At 44.6% G+C, this 19,569-nt stretch carries 13 protein-coding genes and 11 tRNA genes; all 24 read right to left on the bottom strand.

Annotated features, from left to right (window positions below; genetic code table 11):
- Positions 1-100: 100 nt before the first annotated feature.
- The 24 genes from PT285_RS04145 to PT285_RS04030 all read right to left on the bottom strand — a co-directional run bounded on the left by PT285_RS04145 (position 101) and on the right by PT285_RS04030 (position 19,561).
- Positions 101-185, bottom strand: a tRNA-Leu gene (locus tag PT285_RS04145).
- Between the two features lie 37 nt (positions 186-222).
- Positions 223-293, bottom strand: a tRNA-Cys gene (locus tag PT285_RS04140).
- Between the two features lie 21 nt (positions 294-314).
- Positions 315-386: transfer RNA gene (locus PT285_RS04135), tRNA-Gln, on the bottom strand.
- Between the two features lie 7 nt (positions 387-393).
- Positions 394-466, bottom strand: a tRNA-His gene (locus tag PT285_RS04130).
- A 12-nt stretch (positions 467-478) separates the two neighbouring features.
- Positions 479-549: transfer RNA gene (locus PT285_RS04125), tRNA-Trp, on the bottom strand.
- Between the two features lie 4 nt (positions 550-553).
- Positions 554-635, bottom strand: a tRNA-Tyr gene (locus tag PT285_RS04120).
- A 6-nt stretch (positions 636-641) separates the two neighbouring features.
- Positions 642-714, bottom strand: a tRNA-Phe gene (locus tag PT285_RS04115).
- Positions 715-720: 6 nt separating this feature from the next.
- A tRNA-Asp gene (locus PT285_RS04110) sits at positions 721-794 on the bottom strand.
- A 2-nt stretch (positions 795-796) separates the two neighbouring features.
- A tRNA-Met gene (locus PT285_RS04105) sits at positions 797-870 on the bottom strand.
- A 9-nt stretch (positions 871-879) separates the two neighbouring features.
- A tRNA-Ser gene (locus tag PT285_RS04100) sits at positions 880-966 on the bottom strand.
- A gap of 30 nt (positions 967-996) precedes the next feature.
- Positions 997-1,068: transfer RNA gene (locus PT285_RS04095), tRNA-Glu, on the bottom strand.
- A gap of 316 nt (positions 1,069-1,384) precedes the next feature.
- Entirely contained in the window at positions 1,385-1,840 is a 456-nt protein-coding gene (smpB, locus tag PT285_RS04090; protein ID WP_277148043.1) for an SsrA-binding protein SmpB, read from the bottom strand.
- An 11-nt stretch (positions 1,841-1,851) separates the two neighbouring features.
- A complete protein-coding gene (gene rnr, locus PT285_RS04085; protein WP_277148040.1) occupies positions 1,852-4,182 on the bottom strand; it encodes a ribonuclease R in 2,331 nt (776 codons plus the stop codon).
- Positions 4,183-4,253: 71 nt separating this feature from the next.
- Positions 4,254-4,487 (bottom strand): preprotein translocase subunit SecG, encoded by a 234-nt coding sequence (gene secG / locus PT285_RS04080; RefSeq protein WP_277148038.1) that lies wholly within the window; start codon positions 4,485-4,487, stop codon positions 4,254-4,256.
- Positions 4,488-4,555: 68 nt separating this feature from the next.
- Entirely contained in the window at positions 4,556-6,619 is a 2,064-nt protein-coding gene (locus PT285_RS04075) for an LTA synthase family protein (protein ID WP_277148036.1), read from the bottom strand.
- A gap of 72 nt (positions 6,620-6,691) precedes the next feature.
- Entirely contained in the window at positions 6,692-7,717 is a 1,026-nt protein-coding gene (locus tag PT285_RS04070) for a lysylphosphatidylglycerol synthase transmembrane domain-containing protein (RefSeq protein WP_277148034.1), read from the bottom strand.
- Complete coding sequence (locus tag PT285_RS04065) at positions 7,717-8,760, bottom strand: glycosyltransferase family 4 protein (RefSeq protein WP_277148032.1); 1,044 nt, start codon at positions 8,758-8,760, stop codon at positions 7,717-7,719. Before PT285_RS04065 ends, PT285_RS04070 begins: the two co-directional genes overlap by 1 nt.
- Positions 8,753-9,925, bottom strand: coding sequence for a glycosyltransferase family 4 protein (locus PT285_RS04060; protein ID WP_277148030.1), 1,173 nt, complete (start codon positions 9,923-9,925; stop codon positions 8,753-8,755). Before PT285_RS04060 ends, PT285_RS04065 begins: the two co-directional genes overlap by 8 nt.
- Before the next feature lie 176 nt (positions 9,926-10,101).
- Positions 10,102-10,644 (bottom strand): HdeD family acid-resistance protein, encoded by a 543-nt coding sequence (locus PT285_RS04055; RefSeq protein ID WP_277148028.1) that lies wholly within the window; start codon positions 10,642-10,644, stop codon positions 10,102-10,104.
- A gap of 69 nt (positions 10,645-10,713) precedes the next feature.
- Positions 10,714-13,557 (bottom strand): excinuclease ABC subunit UvrA, encoded by a 2,844-nt coding sequence (gene uvrA / locus PT285_RS04050; protein ID WP_277148026.1) that lies wholly within the window; start codon positions 13,555-13,557, stop codon positions 10,714-10,716.
- On the bottom strand, positions 13,547-15,589 hold the full coding sequence (gene uvrB / locus PT285_RS04045; RefSeq protein ID WP_277148024.1) for an excinuclease ABC subunit UvrB: 2,043 nt from the start codon (positions 15,587-15,589) through the stop codon (positions 13,547-13,549). Before uvrB ends, uvrA begins: the two co-directional genes overlap by 11 nt.
- 98 nt (positions 15,590-15,687) lie before the next feature.
- Positions 15,688-17,412 carry a phospho-sugar mutase gene (locus PT285_RS04040; RefSeq protein WP_277148022.1) on the bottom strand — a complete coding sequence of 575 codons (1,725 nt, stop codon included), beginning with the start codon at positions 17,410-17,412 and terminating at the stop codon, positions 15,688-15,690.
- Positions 17,413-17,541: 129 nt separating this feature from the next.
- Positions 17,542-18,471: a thioredoxin-disulfide reductase gene (gene trxB / locus PT285_RS04035; protein WP_277148020.1), complete on the bottom strand. Its 930-nt coding sequence runs from the start codon at positions 18,469-18,471 to the stop codon at positions 17,542-17,544.
- A gap of 70 nt (positions 18,472-18,541) precedes the next feature.
- Positions 18,542-19,561 (bottom strand): NAD(P)H-dependent glycerol-3-phosphate dehydrogenase, encoded by a 1,020-nt coding sequence (locus tag PT285_RS04030; protein ID WP_277148018.1) that lies wholly within the window; start codon positions 19,559-19,561, stop codon positions 18,542-18,544.
- Between the last annotated feature and the right edge of the window lie 8 nt (positions 19,562-19,569).

Raw genomic sequence — 19,569 nt, 5'->3', positions numbered from 1 at the left:
TTAGTATAACATACCTGGCGTTTCCTTTAAGCACATTAGGGCAAGGAGGCCAAAATAAAATGACAAAAAAATACAACTCATTTCTGAGTTGTATTAGCAATAGCGGTGATCGGGGTCGAACCGATACGTCCGAAAAGGACACCAGATTTTGAGTCTGACGCGTCTGCCAATTCCGCCACACCGCCAAAATATAAATTAATAAACTATGACATAGCCTATCAAAGGCGGGGATCGGATTTGAACCGACGATTAAGGTTTTGCAGACCTCTGCCTTACCACTTGGCTACACCGCCATAAGAATATTCTTTTATAGATTGGGATAGCTGGATTCGAACCAGCGCATAATAGAGTCAAAGTCTAGTGCCTTACCGCTTGGCTATATCCCAATGCTAGGGCGGAATATGGGATTCGAACCCATGTATGCCGGATCCACAAACCGGTGTGTTAACCCCTTCACCAATTCCGCCATGAAGGTAAACAGGGATAGTAGGAATTGAACCCACACTAGCGGTTTTGGAGACCGATGTACTACCTTTATACGATATCCCTATTATGGAGGAGGGTGGATTCGAACCGCCGAACTCAGGGAGAGCGGTTTTACAGACCGCCGCGTTTAGCCACTTCGCTACTCCTCCAGGTGATGGCGCGGGACGGAATCGAACCGCCGACACAAGGAGCTTCAATCCTTTGCTCTACCGACTGAGCTACCGAGCCATCTTACGGTCCATATCAGATTTGAACTGATGATCTTCTCCGTGACAGGGAGACGAGATAAACCACTGCTCCAATGGACCAATTGCGGGAGCTGGATTTGAACCAACGACCTTCGGGTTATGAGCCCGACGAGCTACCAGACTGCTCCATCCCGCGCTTACTGTAAGGAGGATGTGGGATTTGAACCCACGCACGAGAAACCCGTCTAACGGTTTTCAAAACCGTCCCCTTAAGCCACTTGGGTAATCCTCCAGATGTAAAAAGAATATTATTAAGTTATAATGACCCGTACGGGATTTGAACCCATGTTACCGCCGTGAAAGGGCGATGTCTTAACCACTTGACCAACGGGTCGATTATGACTTACGTTTTCCAACGCTTAATAATGATACACGAGATTACATAAAAAGTCAATCACTTTTTCAACTTAATCAACTAAGCTGAATTCATTAAGTTAAATCACAACGTTACTTATGTTACAGGATAATCCTGATTATTGCAAGTATTTTTTTCTAATTTCACAATTTTTTCTTGCTGTTGATAGCTTTAAACAATATGGACTAAAGAACAGTCATTTTTTCTGAAATAAAAAAAGCGCTGGAATTAAAGCAATATCACTCACTGCTTTAATTCTCAGCAAAGTTCGTAAATTTTTTTTGAGGACAAAAAATCAAACTTTATACTTGCGGCGTAATTCTCGTTCCTGATCGCGCTTCTTGATCGTTTCGCGTTTATCATACTGCTTCTTACCTTGACCAATACCGATCAGTATTTTGGCAAAACCGTGCTTTAAATAAACCTTAAGCGGGACAATCGTCATCCCCGGTTCAGCCTGCGCTTTCGCCAAGCGGCGCAGTTCCTTCTTATGCAGCAGCAACCGCCGACTGCGCAACGGATCGTGATTATAGCGGTTGCCTTCCTTATATTCACTAATATGAACATTCTCCAAAAAAGCAGAGCCATTGACAATCTGGACATATCCGTCACGCAAACTTATTCTGCGTGCCCGCACGGATTTGATTTCTGTGCCAGTAAGGGCAATACCCGCTTCAAACGTTTCCTTAATAAAATAATCATGATGTGCCTTTTTATTTTGCGCAATCAAATTTTCGTTTTTTTCTTTCATCAAAACCAGTCCTAGTGCTTATTATTGCGCCCGCCATGTGAATTATGATTTCTATTGTTAAATGAACGCCGATTGTTACCGCCTCTACCGCCACGGCGACCGCGGTCATTATGAAAAGACCGGCCGCCGCGCTCGCGCTGCGTATTTTGCCGGTTATGTTTTGGTGCGTTAGGATCATAAATCTCAAAATCTAGCTGGTGCTGCTCAACATTGGCATTAATCAGGGTCACCCTAATTGGCATCCCGATCTTATACTGCTTATGCGTTCCCCGCCCTGTCAACGTCAGATTTTTTTCGTTAAAACTGTAAAAATCATCGGTCAAATTGGAAATATGCACTAAGCCCTCAACCGTATTCGGCAGCTGAATAAACATGCCAAAACTGGTAACAGAGGAAACAATTGCATCAAAATGCTGGCCGACCTGATCGGCCATAAATTCGGTCATCTTCAAGTCATTAACTTCACGTTCGGTATCAATTGACCGTCGTTCCTGTGTTGAAGTTTGTTCAGCCACTTCTGGCAGAACCTGTTTAAAGTGCTGCTGCGTTTCTTTCCCCGTTCCCTGATCGGCATAAGCATGAATCATACGGTGCACCATCAAGTCGGAATAACGGCGGATTGGTGAAGTAAAGTGTGTATAAAATTTAGCGGCCAAACCAAAGTGCCCCAAAGGCTGCTCGGAATAATGCGCCTGTCGCATACTGCGCAGCATCATGATCTGCACAACCGCTTCCTCCGGCGTACCGGTTGTTTTGGAAACCACTTCCTGCAGATCAATTGGCTTAACATGGTTGGGATCGGCTTTGATATTCAGGCCAAACGCGCTGCAAAATTCAAAGAATGCTTTCACCCGTTCACCTTCAGGTGTTTCGTGAACCCGGTAAAGAAACGGAAGATGCTTACGGTAAAAATCCTCAGCGACGGTTTCGTTGGCAATCAGCATAAAGGATTCAATCATCTTTTCAGCTGTGCCGCGTTCTTCTAAAACGATATCAGTCGGCTTGCCCTTTTCATCGACAATAATCTTCGCTTCTGCTTCTTCAAAGTCAATCGCGCCGCGCTCATGCCGTTTCTTATACAGCGCCTCATGCAGCTTAGCCATATCCTGAAGCATTGGCCGCAATTTAACATATTTTTCTTCCAGCGGCTCATGATTAGCCGGATTCAAGGCCTTATTAACATTGTTATAGGTCATCCGACCGTGCGAGCGCATAACCGAAGGATGAATCCGGTAATTAACCCGCTCGCCGTCCGGTGTAATTTCCATCTCACATGATAAAACCAGCCGGTCTTCACCTTCATTCAGCGAACAAATGCCATTGGACAGCCGAAACGGCAGCATTGGAATTACCCGGTCAACCAAATAGGTACTATTGCCGCGCGCGAAAGCCTCGTTATCTAGCGGTGTATTTTCTTTAACATAATGTGCCACATCGGCAATGTGAACACCCAAATGATAGTTGCCATTCGGCAGCTTCCACAAAACAACGGCATCATCAAAGTCCTTTGAATCATCACCATCGATCGTCACAGCTGGCTGATCCGTAATATCCTCGCGGCCGGCCCAATCCTTATCGGAAAGATGATCGGGAATTTCTTGTGCCTGCTTCATCGCATCTTCCGGCCACTCGGTCCGCACATCATGCGCCGACACAATGGACATAATGTCAACACCTGGATCATTTTTGTTACCAATGACTTCAATCACGGCACCGGTCATTGAATCGGGATTATCCTGATTCGGATAATTCTTAATCGTGACCTTAACCATGTCACCCATTTGGGGAACCAAACCATCTTCTGTAACATAAATCCGGTAATTATGCAACTTCTTATTACTGCTCACAACATAACCGATGAAGTGGCTAGCTTTAACCTGCTCATCAGTTAACGGGTGAAATTCGCCTACCAGATTCTCAAGTCCGCGCTCAACGATTTCCTGAACTTGACCTTCAGGGCCCTTGCCGTTCCACGGATTACCGCTGGCGGTAATCTTAACACTGACCCGGTCACCCTCAACGGCAAAGTTGGTATAATCACGGGCAATAAATATATCTTCCGCTTCTTCATCATCAAGTTTAACAAAGCCAAACCCCTTGTCGTTAGCCTTAAATTCGCCTTCAACCAAGGCATTTTCCTGTGCCAACTGGTAATGACCCTTGCCATCTGTAATGATTTTCTTTTCTTGTTCAAGGTAAGATAAGGCTTTAATCAAATCCGCAAAATTATAAATTCGGTCGCGCCGGGCAATTTTTTCCAGCTGCTCGACTTGAAACTGTCTTTGCGGATTATGGCGAAAAATTTCTAAAACATTGGCTAAAATTTTCTCATTTTGTGCCATTCAGTTAATCTCCATTTCTTATTAAAATATAAAAAAAGCCCTCCCTGGTCTTTGATCGGGAGGGTTAAAACTTATTTTGAAGATAAATAAGCTAAAACAATAGCAAAGATGAAAAAGAGAGCCAGCAGAACTGCCGTAACTTTTTCCATAAATGCTTCAAAACCACGTTTTTTCGTTTGACCACTAAAAACTGCACCGCCTGATAAGGCATTCAATGCGTCTTGTTGTTTCTGTGGCTGCATCATTGTTGCAATCACAATTAAAATCGAAACAATGATTAGTAGCGTCATAAATAAATTATACATGCGCCGCCTCCAATATTCAGACACGATTACTGTTAAATTCTATCATAAAAAACCAATTCTTGCAGGAATTATTTCTTAAGTTCTGGTGCATCCGTTTTAAAAGCAGATTGGGTCGACTTGCGATGATTTTTATACCAGAGAGAAGTCTTATTTTTAGTGGAATATAGCTTTTTCAAGGCTTTTTCCTTATTATAGTCATAATCACTGGGTTTAATCTTCTTGAACCATTTCGGCTTGTAAAAACGCAATAAATTACCGTTGATCACACGGTCAGACAGAGACAATTCCGTTGTTACACGGTTCGACAGAGAAACGAGTTTATTTTTTAACTTACTATCCGGCTGCTCAATTTCTTCCCCGGTATCAGTGTAGTAGTAAGTGCTGCCCACTTTAGCATACTCAGGGGTAATAAAGTCGCCATTCCTTTGGGCAACCACTTGCGGTGCCTGTGCGCTCAGTAAATCATGGCCAAACTGAATTGTGCCCTTATCGCTAACGCCTAGTAGATTCAGCAAGGTAGGCAAAACATCAATTTCTCCGCCATAAGTGTGCTTAATTCCGCCCTTTAGACCCTTCATGTGAAACATCAACGGAACGCGCTGAAACTTTAAATTATCAAAATCGGTAAATTCGTCCTGTCCCAATAACTGGGCACTGGCCTTATGGTGGTTGCCGGAAATACCGTAATGATCACCATAAAGAACAAGCAGCGTTTTTTTATCAAGACCGGTTTTCTTCAGCCATTGCATTAATTCACCAATTGCCTGATCCAAATAATGTGCTGTCTGCACATAGCCATCGACTGTTTCATCATCGGTATCGGTTTTATCGATTGTCTGGTTAGCCTTATCCAAATCATACGGATAGTGGTTGGTCACCGTGATCATTTTCAAGTAAAAAGGCTGCGGCAGACGTTCAATATACTTGATCGACTGGGCGAAAAAGATTTTATCCTTCAAGCCGTAGCCAACATAATATTTAGAAATATTTTTATAATAACTAAGCGGCATGAAATACTGGTAGCCGAAGGACTTGTAAGCATTGTTACGATTCCAAAAAGAGCCGGCACCGCCATGCATTACCGCTGTTGTATAACCAGCGCGCTGGTTTAGAATCGCCGGTGCACTCTCAAAGGTATTCGAAGTCCCATAGCTGGACATTGCTGAACCCGACTGCAGGCCGTATAACGAATTTTCCAGCATCATTTCGGCATCAGACGTCTTGCCCTGGCCGACCTGATTATAAAAATTATCAAAACTGAGTGTATCCTTAGCATGATATAGCTTATTCAAATTAGGGGTGACTTCTTTACCCTTCCACTTATAACCGATCAAAAACTGCTGAAAACTTTCCAGGTGGATCACCAGAACATTTTTACCCTTGGCAACTCCGGTATATTCAGGGTTGGGCTTAACATAGTTTGCCCGCAAATACTTCTTGACCGACTGCAAGTCAGAAACATTAGCCTTAGCCATCTGACTGCTGGTTTGAGCCGTCTTAAAACCATCATAAACCGCATATTCATTAATTCCCAGGTACTTCACAATATAATTGTTGTCAAAAGTCCGCGTAAGCAGCCCCGAGCGGTCCTTCTGTGCCATCAACAAATTTAGCGCCATCAACAAGGCCGCTAGCAATTCAATTAGCAGACTCACCTGCACTTTCAGGGCCCGTACATCAATCTTAATTACCTTGGTCAGCAAAAGGACGATAATTACGCCTACGTCCAAAAAAGTTAAAAAATCGGTGGCATGGGTGATGCCGACAATACTTTTACCGAGGTTATCGGCAGTTGATCCGGAAGTTTTGATGATTGACAAAGATAAGAAATTCGAAAATTCCCGGTAATATAAAATATTGGCAAACAACCATAGACTCAATAAAAAATCGATGACAATAATCACCCAATATGATTTACGACCTTTCAAAAATAGTCCTAAACCCAGGAGCAGCATACCTGAAGGAATGGGATTAAGCAGAAGCAAAAAATTCTGCATTGCACCGTTCGCACCCAAACTAAACTTAGTCAAATAAATACAGTAAGTTTTTAGCCAAAAAAGAACCAAAACAAGCGTAAAAAAACCCACTTTAGTTTCCAGCAGCCATTGCAGAAAAGATTTAATTTGCCTCATTTGCCTATTCCTTTCATTTTGCGGGTTAATCATACTATAAAGAAAGTTTTTAGCCAAGAATTCTTGGAAAAATTAATCATTCCTTGAACTTTTAATCTTTTGCGGCTTAAAGATCCAGCCAAAAATACCAAGAATCATGCCGAAAAAGTAGGTAACGAAGCGCCATAAAAACATGCCCAAGACTAGCGCCCCATTGGACGAAACAAAAGCCGTGAACAGCGTTTGAAAACTGTATTCAGCACCGCCAGAGGCTCCCGGAAGCGGAATAATCGCCATAAACATGGTAATCATAATATTCATTTGCGTGACGGCAAGCCAGGAGGCGTGCACATTCAGCGTGACCAGGACCATATAGGGAATTGAGTAAAAGCACAGCATCTGCAGAATCGTTAACAGCAGGCTCAGGCATAACTTTTTCTTTTCCTTTTTCAATTTCTGACTTTCGGTATAGAAAGTATCAATTTTTGCCATTGTTGCCTGGCGCCATTTTTCTACCCGTTCCGGTTTAATAAATTTAGCCAGCAGGTCCATCAGCCAGTTGGCGGCTTTTTTGGTCCAGTTATAAGCAAATAATGCCGCCAGCAAGAACAAAATTGAGCTAATATGCAGCAAAAAACCAATAATAATGAAAAAGGCCATTGCGGCAAATTTGCTGGCTACTAAATGAAAGCCCGAAACAATGGTCACAACATAAGCTACAAAGACAACAATTTGGTAAATAATAAATTTCATCAACAAGAGCGACGTCGCGCGGCCGCCCTCAACGCCCATCTGCACCATTGCGGCAAGCTGTGCCGGTTGACCACCGCTTGACATCGGCGTAATGGCATTAAACAAAGCTTGGATAATGGGAATGCGAAAAAAGGCCCACTTAGACCTTTTAGGTTCGCCCTTGCGGCTGGTCAAAATGCTTAAAATCGTTGCCTCACAGCCGTAAGACAAAAGCATTAAGCAAAATACGAGCAGAAGTGCGAATAAATTAATATTGCGCGCCGCAGCTAACAGCTGTTTAACTGGTGTCGCCTTTAAATCTACATAAAGCACATAGCCGCTAATCGCGAGGACAAGCAGCACACCCCATAAATGTTTTTTATTCATCAGTGAATCTGTCCCAGTTTTTTGCCTAATTCATACTGCTGATGGTAAAAGTCCCGCCAAATCAGCGCCAAATTATCCTCAGAATACTTTTGGCTGGCCATGTTTGCCAAATAACTATACTTACGCAGGAGTTCCTTATCGGCAACCGCCTTTTTCAGCTGCGCATTCATCTGGGCAAAATCATCACCGCTCAGATAAAAGCCGCTGATGATTGCCTTGTACAGGTCAAGATTGCGCAGTAGAACCGGCGTGCCGCAGCTAAAGGCTTCCAGCACCGACATCGGAAACAATTCATCATAAGACGGCAAAACAAATAAATCAGCAATATTCAGATAATTAACCAATTTGCTGCGGTCAATTATCCCGGTAAAGCGTAAGTTTTTCGGTGGATTATCCACCAGCTGCTTAAAATGTTCGTACCCGTCCGTAATCTTGCCAAAGGAAAAACCCCCGGCCCAGATAAACTGCACATCAGGATTGGCCACTGCCATTTTGGCAAAGTCATCAACACCCTTACGCGCCTGGACCTGACCATCGCCAAAGACAACAAACTTGTTCAGCGGAATGCCCAGCTGGTTGCGAAAGGCATTTTTCTGCGTCTGCCGCTGCGGGGAAAATTCATTCTTAGCAACAAAATTCGGGATATATTTGACCCGGTCACGCTTGATGCCGTATTTGACTAACTTATCAATAAAAATTGGATTGACAACCACAATCTGGTCCATCCGTTTGTAAAAATCTATCACATAGCCGTAGAAGATTTTTTTAGCAAAATCCGGTAATTTAATCGAGCCTTCAAGCGTTTCCGGTAAAAAGTGAACGTACCCGATTTTTCTGCCCCGTGCCGGTGAAAAACTGTTAGCAAAATAAGTCGGATTGATTGTGTGATAGTGGGTCAAATCCGCGGTGCCATACTTATTATTAGTTACATAGAAATCATCCACCAGGTGCTTTCTCAGCAAAGCAATCAGTTCATTATAGGCCGAACCGACGCCCTGGCCCTTCACCGAATCAGCCTGTGAAAACATATTTATCCTAATCATTTGCGCTCCCTTTATCCGCCTTCTCATATTCTCCAATTGCACTTTGATAAAAAGCCAAAACCTGCTTACCAAAATGTGCAGCTGAAATCTGCTTTAACTTCTTAGCAAGAACTGCCTGCGGAATTGCTTTTTTGCTTTCCTTAAGGCAGGTCAAAATCTCTTCAAGCATCTCACTTTGCGTTGTAAAGACACTCCCCAAAACCGGATTATCAAAAACATGCTCCGTGTAATCTGTGTCGTAGACCACACACCTTGTTCCTGCCGCCAAAGCCTCAATATATGTCAGCCCCTGCGTTTCTGTGTCGCTAGCAGACACAAAGAGGTCGGCCATGCGGTAAAAATTCGCAACGTCTTCATGCGGAACATCACCCGTGAAAATCACATAATCTTCAAGGGTTAACCGCTCAACCTGGTCTTGCAGCTCGTCTAATTCCGGTCCATCACCGGCAATCACCAAGCGAACGTCAGGAAATTCATCGACCACATCCGGCATCACGTTCAAAATATGGTTAATCTTTTTTTCCGCAGCGACCCTGCTCAAAGTTAGAAGGACAGGAGCAGATTCATCAATCCCCAGTTCCTGGCGAACATTTCGGGGGGAATCCTCGTTCATGCTTTCAATGTCAACGCCGGTGGGGATTACCCTAATCGGAATCTTAATGCCATATTTTTTAAGCAAAACCCGAACACGTTCACTAGGGGCAATGACCCCATCCATGCTTTTGAGATAGCCCTTGGTAAACTGCTTGACGTGGTACGGGCGGAGCAAGTGGCCGTTTAGCACATAGTGCAGGTAATCTTCATACATCGTATGGTAAGTATGAATTGCCGGAATATTAAGCTGGTGGGCAACATACTTGCCCATCATGCCTAGGGCAAATTCGGTCTGCGTATGCACAATGTCCAATTTTACCTCTCGCGCAACTTTGGTTGCTTCAAAAAAGCCGCGAAAGGCAATTCGCCTGTCAGTAAAGGAAATAAAGGGAATGCTGCTGAAACGAAAAACATTTGGTTCAACCGTTCCCTTAGCTACATGGGGATCAGTCGTCGTAAAGATAAAGACATTGTGCCCCTCTTTTTCCAGTGCGTCCTTCAGCGTTTTAACCGAAGTCGCAACCCCACTAAGCTGGGGAAAATATGTATCGGTAAAAAGACCAATATTCATCTGAATACCTCCGTATATTGGTATTATAAAGATTAGCTTGAACTTGTGCAATTTTTACTAATAATTTTAGCAAAAAGATAAGCAGTCACTGTATTTTTTAGTCAAAGAAAAAAGACAGAAAAACTGTCTTTTTTTACTAATAAAATTTTACGTTGTTTTTTAACAAATGCAGCATTTTAGCGGCGGGCAATCGCAATAATTATTTGGTTAATGCCAAAAATTAACAGCCAAAAAGCAATCAACCAGACCAGCGTTAATGCCGACAAAGCTGGATTAAACATTAGACAGATTGCAATCAAGAAGCTGAAAATATTTAAAATTAAGCAAAAAATGAAATAACCTAGCGAAATCTTACGTAACTGCCAGCCAAAAATAATATTGGCAATTGAATCAAATAAAAACCAAAAGGCAAACAGGTAGGCAATTGTAATTCCTGCAGCGTCATACGAATACAGAAACAGCGCTCCAATAATAATATCTAGCAGACCAGCGATGATCATCACCCAGCTACCGGGGATAAAATAGCGAAAATGACTGTAAATTGCCAGCCAAACAATTCCCTGAACGATTGACAAAATTGCAAACAATAAAATAAACGCTTTTAGGCCAACTCCGGGATGGCGCAGTAACAAGAGCCCGGCAATTACCATTAAAATGCCCGAAATGAATGCTGCCCAATCAAAACCGCGATGATAGCCGTAATTAGAAAAATTGTCCATAATATTCCTCCTGCTGCTATTTTACACTTTTTAGAAAATAATAAAACTTTATCATAAAAAAATAATTTTCTATTTATTAGCAGCTTTGATAGTTAAGCGCGTATCACGTTGCAGAACCGGCCTTAAATATTGTCCTGTGTAACTATCCTTAACTTTAACCAAGTCTTCCGGGGTGCCGGTTGCAACAATCATGCCACCGCCTTCGCCGCCCTCGGGGCCAAGATCGATCAGCCAATCGGCATTTTTTATCACGTCCAGGTTATGTTCAATTACCAAAACCGTGTTGCCCTGGTCTACTAGCCGCTGCAACACCTCCAGTAGGTGCTTGATATCATCTGTGTGCAGTCCGGTCGTTGGTTCATCCAGGATATAAAAGTTTTTCCCGGTTGAGAGCTTCTGCAATTCGGCAGCCAGCTTCATCCGCTGTGCCTCACCACCAGACAAGGTTGTTGCTGATTGCCCCAGCTTAACATAGCCCAGACCGACATCAACAATTGTCTGCAGCTTGCGGGCAATTTTCGGAATATTTTTAAAAAAGCTGCAGGCTTCGCTGATCGTCATATCTAAAACCTGCGCAATATTTTTTTCACGGTAAGTAACTTCGAGTGTTTCCGAGTTATACCTGCGGCCGTGACAAACCTTGCACGGAACATAGACGTCCGGCAAAAAGTTCATCTCAATCTTGATAATGCCGTCGCCATGACAGGCTTCACAGCGGCCGCCCTTAACGTTAAACGAAAACCGGGCCTTGGTATAGCCGCGAAGTTTTGACTCATTTGTCTGGGCAAACAGGCCGCGAATATCATCAAACACACTAGTATAGGTGGCCGGATTGCTGCGGGGGGTTCTACCGATCGGGCTTTGATCAATATCAATTATTTTTTCGATATTTTTATAACCACGGATACTCTTGTATTTGCCTGGCTTAGCCTGATTACGGTTAATTTTTTGTGCTAAGGCCCGTTTTAAAATCATATTCACTAAAGTCGACTTTCCCGAACCAGAAACTCCGGTAACGACGATAAATTCGCCTAACGGGAAATCAACCGTAAGATTCTTTAAGTTGTTTTCCTGGGCTCCCGTAACAGTAATTTTTTTACCATTGCCTTTCCGCCTTTTTAACGGCACCGGAACAAATTTTTTGCCGGTTAAATATTGACCGGTTAATGAATTAGGATTGTGTGCAACTTCTTCCGGAGTTCCTGCGGCCATCACTTTGCCGCCAAAACTACCAGCACCAGGCCCCATATCGATTAAATAATCAGCCTGCCGCATCGTTTCATCGTCGTGTTCAACCACAATCAGTGAATTGCCTAAATCCCGCATCTTTTTTAGGGAGGCGATCAGACGGTCGTTGTCACGTTGATGCAAACCGATTGAAGGTTCGTCAAGCACATACATGACACCGGACAAGTTTGAACCAATCTGCGTTGCCAGCCGAATTCGCTGCGCTTCGCCCCCGGACAAGGTGTTGGCAGACCGCGACAAAGTCAAATAGCTGAGGCCGACGCTCACAAGAAAAGTGAGCCGGTCGCGTACTTCTTTTAAAATTGGCTTGGCAATGGCCGTTTCCTGCTCGTTTAATTTAACTTGGTTAAAAAAGTCCAAGGCATGATCAATCGGTAATTCGGAAGCCTCGGCAATGTTTTTGCCCATTACTTTGACAGCCAAAGCCTTTTCGTTAAGGCGCTCACCGTGACAGGTTGAACATGTGAGTTCAGTCATGTACTTGCCCATTGCATCCCGCATAAACGTTGACATCGGGTGCCGATAGCGCCGCTCGACATTGTCCATCACACCCTCAAATGGCACTTCGGTATCATTGACGCCGAATTCACCTGTGACGTGAAATTTAATCTTTGTGGTTGAGCCGTGGAGGATAATACTTTTTTGCTTTTTGGTAAGCTTGCTAAACGGCTTATCCATGGGAATTTTCAGAGCTGTACACGCCTGCTTAAGCATCTCACTGTAATATTTGGAATTTTTCCACGGAATCAACGCCCCTTCATCCAGCGTCTTGGACTTATCAGGTAAAACCAGGTCCTCGTCCACTTCCAGCTTCATCCCCAGGCCATCACAATCCGGACAGGCACCAAACGGGGCATTGAAAGAAAACAGCCGCGGTTCCATTTCTCCCACCGTAAAACCACACTTGGGGCAAGCATAATACTCAGAGAAACTTAATGTCTCACCACCAATTACATCAACATTCATATAACCATTTGACAGGCGTAATGCTGACTCAACCGAATCAAACAAACGCGAGCGGATCCCGTCCTTGACAATTAAACGGTCGACCACAATATCGATTGTATGCCGTTTATTCTTGTCTAGCGCCAAATCCTCACCGATTTCGTGCATCTCACCGTCGACAATTACCCGCACGTACCCGGCACGCTGGACCCGTTTAAAGACTTCTTTGTGCGCCCCGCGCTTCGCCCTAATTACGGGAGCTAAAAGTTGGATTCTTGTTCTCTCAGGCAATTTTAAAATCCGGTTAACCATTTGTTCTGCCGATTGCCGTTCAATCAGCGTCCCGTCATTTGGACAGATTGGGTGGCCCACACGGGCCCACAACAGCCGCAGATAATCATTGATTTCCGTAACCGTTCCTACAGTTGAGCGCGGATTGTGCGACGTTGTTTTCTGATCAATCGAAATTGCCGGGTTTAGGCCGTCAATTGAATCAACATCCGGCTTATCCATCTGCCCCAAAAATTGGCGGGCATAGCTGGACAGCGACTGCACGTAGCGGCGACGTCCCTCGGCATACAATGTGTCAAAGGCCAGCGAACTTTTACCAGAACCCGATAAGCCGGTTATCACCACCAGCTTATCTTTGGGGATAGTTAAATCAATATTTTTCAAGTTATGTTCGCGGGCCCCGCGAATCACAATTTCGTTATTTGCCATTTAGTTTTGATCCTTTTTTCTTAAGCGGTTTTCTGCCTGCGTTCTGCAATTCCATGATCGCATCGCGCAAATTAGCCGCACTCTCAAAGTCAAGCTTCTTAGCTGCCGCCTGCATCTGTTCACGCAAATTCTTGACCATGTCCTTCTTCTGCTTAGCCGTCAATTCGTCAAAGTTCAGGTCTGCGAAACTTTCGTCTTTGTCCGCATCCTCAACATATTTCGTCGCGGAAATTGCTTCCCTGATCGGTTTAACAATGGTTTTTGGTGTTATGCCGTGCTCCTTGTTAAATTCCATCTGGATTTTTCGCCGACGCGTGGTCGCATCAATCGCACCCCGCATCGAATCGGTAATCGTATCGGCATACATGATAACCTCACCATGCTCGTTACGCGAAGCCCGACCCATTGTCTGGACAAGCGGCCGGTATGACCGCAAAAATCCTTCCTTATCGGCATCCAAAATGGCTACCAGCGACACTTCCGGAACATCGATACCTTCACGCAGCAGGTTAATCCCGATTAAAACATCATACTTACCCAAACGCAAATCCCGCAGGATCTGCATTCTTTCCAGAGTTTTAACATCGGAATGCAGGTACTGAACCTTAATCCCCAAGTCCTTTAAATAATCGGTAAGATCCTCGGCCATCTTTTTGGTCAGTGTGGTCACAAAGACCCGCTCATTGCGGTCAATCCGCTTATTAATCTCGGCGACCAAATCATCAATCTGTCCATCAATCGGCCGCACCTCAATTTTCGGGTCAAGCAAGCCGGTCGGCCGGATGATCTGTTCCACCTTATTTTTAGTGCGCTCCAGCTCGTAATCGCCTGGGGTCGCCGACACGTAGAGGATCTGGTTAACGTGTTTTTCAAACTCAGCCAGTTTTAAGGGACGGTTATCAAGTGCCGACGGCAAGCGAAAACCGTAATCAACTAACGTTTGCTTACGGTTGCGGTCGCCGTTATACATTGCCCGCACCTCCGGCATTGTCGCGTGCGACTCATCAATCAAAATCAAAAAATCATCCGGAAAGAAATCAAGCAGAGTATGGGGCGGTTCGCCTTCCTTTCTGCCTTCCATGTGCCGGGAGTAATTTTCAATTCCGCTGGTAAAACCAACTTCGCCCATCATTTCCATGTCATAGGTTGTTCGCTGCTTGATTCTTTGCGCCTCGAGCAACTTGCCCTGACCCTCAAACTTTTTCACCTGCAGGTCCATTTCCGCAGAAATGGCCTTCAGTGCACGCTTCATCTGCTCGTCACTTGTCATAAAGTGCGTGGCCGGAAACAACGATATACTTTCGTGTTCACCGATTATTTCCCCAGTCAGCGAATCAATTTCCACAATGCGGTCAATTTCATCGCCAAAAAATTCCACCCGATAAGCGTGACTGGAATTTCCTGCCGGGAAAATTTCGACACTATCGCCGCGCACACGAAAACGCCCCCGCTGAAAGTCGATGTCGTTGCGGTCATACTGAATATTGACCAAATCTCGCAGCAGTGTGTTGCGCCCGTATTCATCGCCCTCATGAATGGTTAACACGCTTCGCGCATATTCTTGGGGATCGCCCAAACCATAAATGCAGGAAACAGAAGCAACCACCACCACGTCATTACGCTCCATCAGGTCACTGGTGGCACGGTGGCGCAGCTGATCGATTTCATCATTAATTGCCGAGTCTTTTTCAATATAAGTATCCGACTGGGGCACATAGGCCTCCGGCTGGTAGTAATCATAATAAGAAACAAAGTAATCAACCGCGTTATGAGGAAAAAATTCCTTAAATTCACCGTAGAGCTGGCCAACCAGAGTCTTATTATGGGAAATAACCAAGGTCGGTTTATTAAGGTTGGCAATAATATTGGCCATTGTAAAAGTTTTCCCCGTTCCGGTGGCGCCTTCAAGGATCTGCTCCTTATTCCCATTTTTGAAACCCGCAGTCAGCTGATCGATTGCCTGTTGCTGATCGCCCGCAGGTTTAAATTTTGATACAAGTTGAAACTTGTGATTTTCTTGTCGTTTAATCATCAAATAACCCTTCATAAAAAAGTTGGACCAGCAGTCCAACTTCCCAATTATTATCTCTTATTTTACTACCACGAACGTATTTTCGCACTTCTTCTGCATTACTTTAATAACTCTGCTAAAGCTGTCTGGTAATCTGCAGCAGCCTGCTGAGCAGTTGCAATATCGGGTTTGTTAACACCAACATAGGCCTTGATTACCGGCTCCGTACCCGACGGGCGCAAAGCTAGCCAGGTTTCATCGGACAAGTAATACTTCAAAACATTCGACTGCGGTAAACCTGTCATTGGCTTAACTCGACCATTTTCAGTTTCTTCTTGCCGTAAAAAGTCTTCTGTTTTAACAACCGGCATACCGTTAATTTCCGTCAGCTTCTCGCGGCGCAGCTTGGCCATCAGGCCTGCCATCTTCTGCTGACCGCCAATCCCCGGCATCTCAATTGCCCGCGTGATCTCATAGGCCGTGCCGTATTTCTGCCAAATTTCCTGCAGACCGGCCAAAACTGTCATCTGCCGCGAAGCATAGTAAGAAGCCACTTCGGCAAACATTAATGCCCCCTGCATTGCATCCTTGTCACGTGCAAACGGCTTAAACAAATAACCGTAGCTTTCTTCAAAGCCCATCAAAAACTTACCGTCATGCTCACGATTCATTCGGTCTACTTCTTCGCCGATAAATTTAAAACCGGTCAGAACGGATTTGGTTTTAATCCCAAAATCTTTGGCAATCTTCAACGGCAAACTGCTGGAAACAACCGACGTGATTAATTCATAATCCGGCGTCAACTGCTGCTTTTCCTTTAAATTGGTCAGCAAGTAGTAGATCATCAAGGTGGCAATTTGGTTGCCTGTTAAAACCTGAAAATCACCCTTTGCGGTACGCACACAGGCACCCATGCGGTCAGCATCCGGATCGGTGGCAATGATCAGATCAGCATTTTCTTTATTAGCAAGCGCCACGCCCGGATCAAATACATCCCGGTATTCTGGATTAGGTTTTTTGGTCGTCGGGAATTCTGGATCAATAATCGATTGATTTGGTACCGGAATAATATTCGTAAAACCACCTTGGCGAAAGGCACGGTCATACAGCATCTTTCCCGTACCGTGAAGCGGCGTATAAATTATCTTGAGCTTAGATGCGTTTGCCTTAACCATTGCCGGATTAACCGTAACGGCCTTAAGTTCAGACAGGTAGGCCTCGTCCACATCTTCACCAATTAACTGTAAAGTACCTTCTGCCCGTAGTTTTTCGACAGGTGCAGCCTTTACCGTAAACAAATCATCAACCTGTTCAGCCAGCTTAAATAAACGATCGGCATCTTCAGGCCCCATTTGGGCGCCATCTTCACCATAAACCTTATAACCATTGTACTGCTTGGCATTATGGGAAGCGGTGATGTTGATCCCAGCAAAAGTGTGCAAATGTCGCACAGCAAAAGAAAGTTCTGGGGTTGGCCGCAAATCATCAAATAAGTAAACGTGGATGCCATGAGCTCCCAGCACCCGGGCAGAGATTTGGGCAAATTCACGTGAATGATACCGCGAATCAAAAGAAATGGCAACGCCCCGCTTTTTTGCTTCTTGACCATTTTCCTCAATCAGGCGGGCTAGCCCTTCAGTAACTCTACCGACAGTATACAAATTAATCCGGTTGGTCCCGGGTTCAAGCAGGCCCCGCATTCCTGCTGTTCCAAAGTTGATATCCTGTCCAAAAGCATCTTCAACCCATTTCGGGTCTTTAGCCAAAATAGCTAATTGCTCTTGTAAATAATCCGGCAAGCCTTGAGCCTGCTGCCACTGTTTCAAAGTTTCGTTTGCATTCATGTAAAATGTCAATCCTCAATTTCTAGTATTAATTAAATTCGTATTTATTTTTAGTTTAACATTTATAGTATAGCGCCTCTTTTACAAACAAAAAAGAACCCAATTCATCTTGGATTCTTAATTCACAATTTATTTATCTTCTAAACTCTGCAAATAATTGTATGCCTCTTGGCCAGCAATACTGCCATCACCAACTGCATTGGCAATCTGCCGCAGGTCCTTTGCCCGGACATCCCCCAAAGCGAAAATCCCCGGAACCTTGGTATGCATTTTGGCATCAGTTGGGATCCAGCCCTGCTCATCGGTAACGCCTAAGCCCTTAAACGGCGTCGTTTGCGGCAGTGTTCCCACATAAATAAAGACACCTGCAGCGGCCAGTTTCTTTTCTTCTCCGGTTTCCTTATCACGATAAGTAATACCGGTGACTTTGTTACCGTCGCCAGTGATTGACTCGGTCTGCGCGTTCCAGACAAAATTCATCTTCTTATTGGCAAATGCCCGCTTCTGCAAGGTAGCATTTGCCCGTAATTGATCACGCCGGTGCACCACCGTCACGGATTTGGCCAACTGTGAAAGATAGATTCCTTCTTCGATTGCAGAATCCCCGCCGCCGATAACAGCAACATCCTCATCTTTGAAAAAGGCCGCATCACAGACCGCACAGTAGGAAACACCGCGGCCCGAATATTCTTCCTCGCCGGGAACATTCAGGTGCTTATGATCAGCACCAGTAGCAACAATAACAACCGGCGCAGTATAATCACCCGTATCAGTTTTAACTAGCTTGTTTTGCCCGTCAAGTTTCACTGACTGAACGTCACCGTATTCAAAATCCGGGGAAAATTTCGTAATCGACTGGTACATCTTTTCGCCCAGCTCTGGACCCTTGATCTCGCTAAAACCAGGATAATTATCAATAACATCCGTATTATTCATCTGGCCGCCGTAAGGTCCCCGGTCAAGCAGTAAAACTGCTAGGTTTGCCCGTGAAGCGTATAAGGCAGCGGTCATTCCGCCTGGACCCGCACCAATAATAATTACATCATACTTTTTTGCCATATTCACCCTAATCTCCTATTACTTATTTTTAATAAGTAAATGATACACTATGATAAAAAGCCTGTAAAATTTAAAGTCTGATCTCAGCCTTCGGCGTCCTGCCCATCATCTTAGTTATTTCGTCATCAACATTAGTGTTTTCATAAAGAACACGGTAAATAGCCTCACTGATCGGCATATCAATGTTCTTTTCCTGGCATAATTCATGAACGGCCTTAACCGTGGTGGCTCCTTCAACCACCTGACCCATATTTTTCAGTACATAGTCAAGGCTCTTGCCTTCCCCAATCTGCTTTCCGCAGCGCCAATTGCGTGAGTTAACCGAGGTACACGTAACGATCAGATCGCCAATGCCGGCCAGTCCGCTAAAAGTCAGAGGCTTAGCGCCAAAATAATTAACGCCCAAGCGCGCAATTTCTGCTAACCCCCGTGTCATTAATGCCGCCTTAGCATTATCACCATAGTGCTTGCCGTACAAAATCCCGGCGGCAATCGCGATCACATTTTTAACCGCACCGCCGACCTCAACGCCAACAAGATCATCATTGGTGTAGAAACGCACATAATCATTCGAAAAAATCTTCTGAATTAGCTTAGCATTTGCATCACTGGTTGAGGCACAGGAAATCGCCGTCAGGTCTTTTTGGGCGACATTTTCGGCATGGCTGGGACCGGAAATTGCGACAATTTTGTCTTCATCGTCGGGATAAATTTCCTCTGACAAAATTTCCGAAATTAATTTTTTGCTGCCCGGTTCAATTCCCTTAGTTGCCGTTACCAGCAGCGGCTTAGTCCCAGAGGTCAGTAAAATCTGGTGCACATTGCGGGCAACACTGCGGATTGCCGGCGTTGGCAGCACAAACAAAATTATTTCTGCGCCAGCCAAAGCCGGCTCCAACTTTTCGGTTGCCGTAATTGTCGGATTTAACCGCCAATCTTTCATATAATGCTCATTGGTGTGCTTCTCATTAATTTCTTGGTTAACCGCTTCGTTATTGCCAAACAGAATCACGTCGTTGCCATTATCCGCTAGCATTGAGGCTAGTACCGAACCCCAAGAGCCGGCACCTAAAACTGCAATTTTTGTCATTTTCTCTC

The organism is Lactobacillus sp. ESL0791 (assembly GCF_029433255.1).
Lineage (GTDB): Bacteria > Bacillota > Bacilli > Lactobacillales > Lactobacillaceae > Lactobacillus.
This window is presented reverse-complemented; position numbering and strand designations above follow the sequence as displayed.

Bases quoted from the DNA above. Each gene is read 5' to 3' on its own strand.
- smpB (WP_277148043.1), bottom strand. From the start codon at position 1,840: ATGAAAGAAAAAAACGAAAATTTGATTGCGCAAAATAAAAAGGCACAT.
- rnr (WP_277148040.1), bottom strand. From the start codon at position 4,182: ATGGCACAAAATGAGAAAATTTTAGCCAATGTTTTAGAAATTTTTCGC.
- secG (WP_277148038.1), bottom strand. From the start codon at position 4,487: ATGTATAATTTATTTATGACGCTACTAATCATTGTTTCGATTTTAATT.
- PT285_RS04075 (WP_277148036.1), bottom strand. From the start codon at position 6,619: ATGAGGCAAATTAAATCTTTTCTGCAATGGCTGCTGGAAACTAAAGTG.
- PT285_RS04070 (WP_277148034.1), bottom strand. From the start codon at position 7,717: ATGAATAAAAAACATTTATGGGGTGTGCTGCTTGTCCTCGCGATTAGC.
- PT285_RS04065 (WP_277148032.1), bottom strand. From the start codon at position 8,760: ATGATTAGGATAAATATGTTTTCACAGGCTGATTCGGTGAAGGGCCAG.
- PT285_RS04060 (WP_277148030.1), bottom strand. From the start codon at position 9,925: ATGAATATTGGTCTTTTTACCGATACATATTTTCCCCAGCTTAGTGGG.
- PT285_RS04055 (WP_277148028.1), bottom strand. From the start codon at position 10,644: ATGGACAATTTTTCTAATTACGGCTATCATCGCGGTTTTGATTGGGCA.
- uvrA (WP_277148026.1), bottom strand. From the start codon at position 13,557: ATGGCAAATAACGAAATTGTGATTCGCGGGGCCCGCGAACATAACTTG.
- uvrB (WP_277148024.1), bottom strand. From the start codon at position 15,589: ATGATTAAACGACAAGAAAATCACAAGTTTCAACTTGTATCAAAATTT.
- PT285_RS04040 (WP_277148022.1), bottom strand. From the start codon at position 17,412: ATGAATGCAAACGAAACTTTGAAACAGTGGCAGCAGGCTCAAGGCTTG.
- trxB (WP_277148020.1), bottom strand. From the start codon at position 18,471: ATGGCAAAAAAGTATGATGTAATTATTATTGGTGCGGGTCCAGGCGGA.
- PT285_RS04030 (WP_277148018.1), bottom strand. From the start codon at position 19,561: ATGACAAAAATTGCAGTTTTAGGTGCCGGCTCTTGGGGTTCGGTACTA.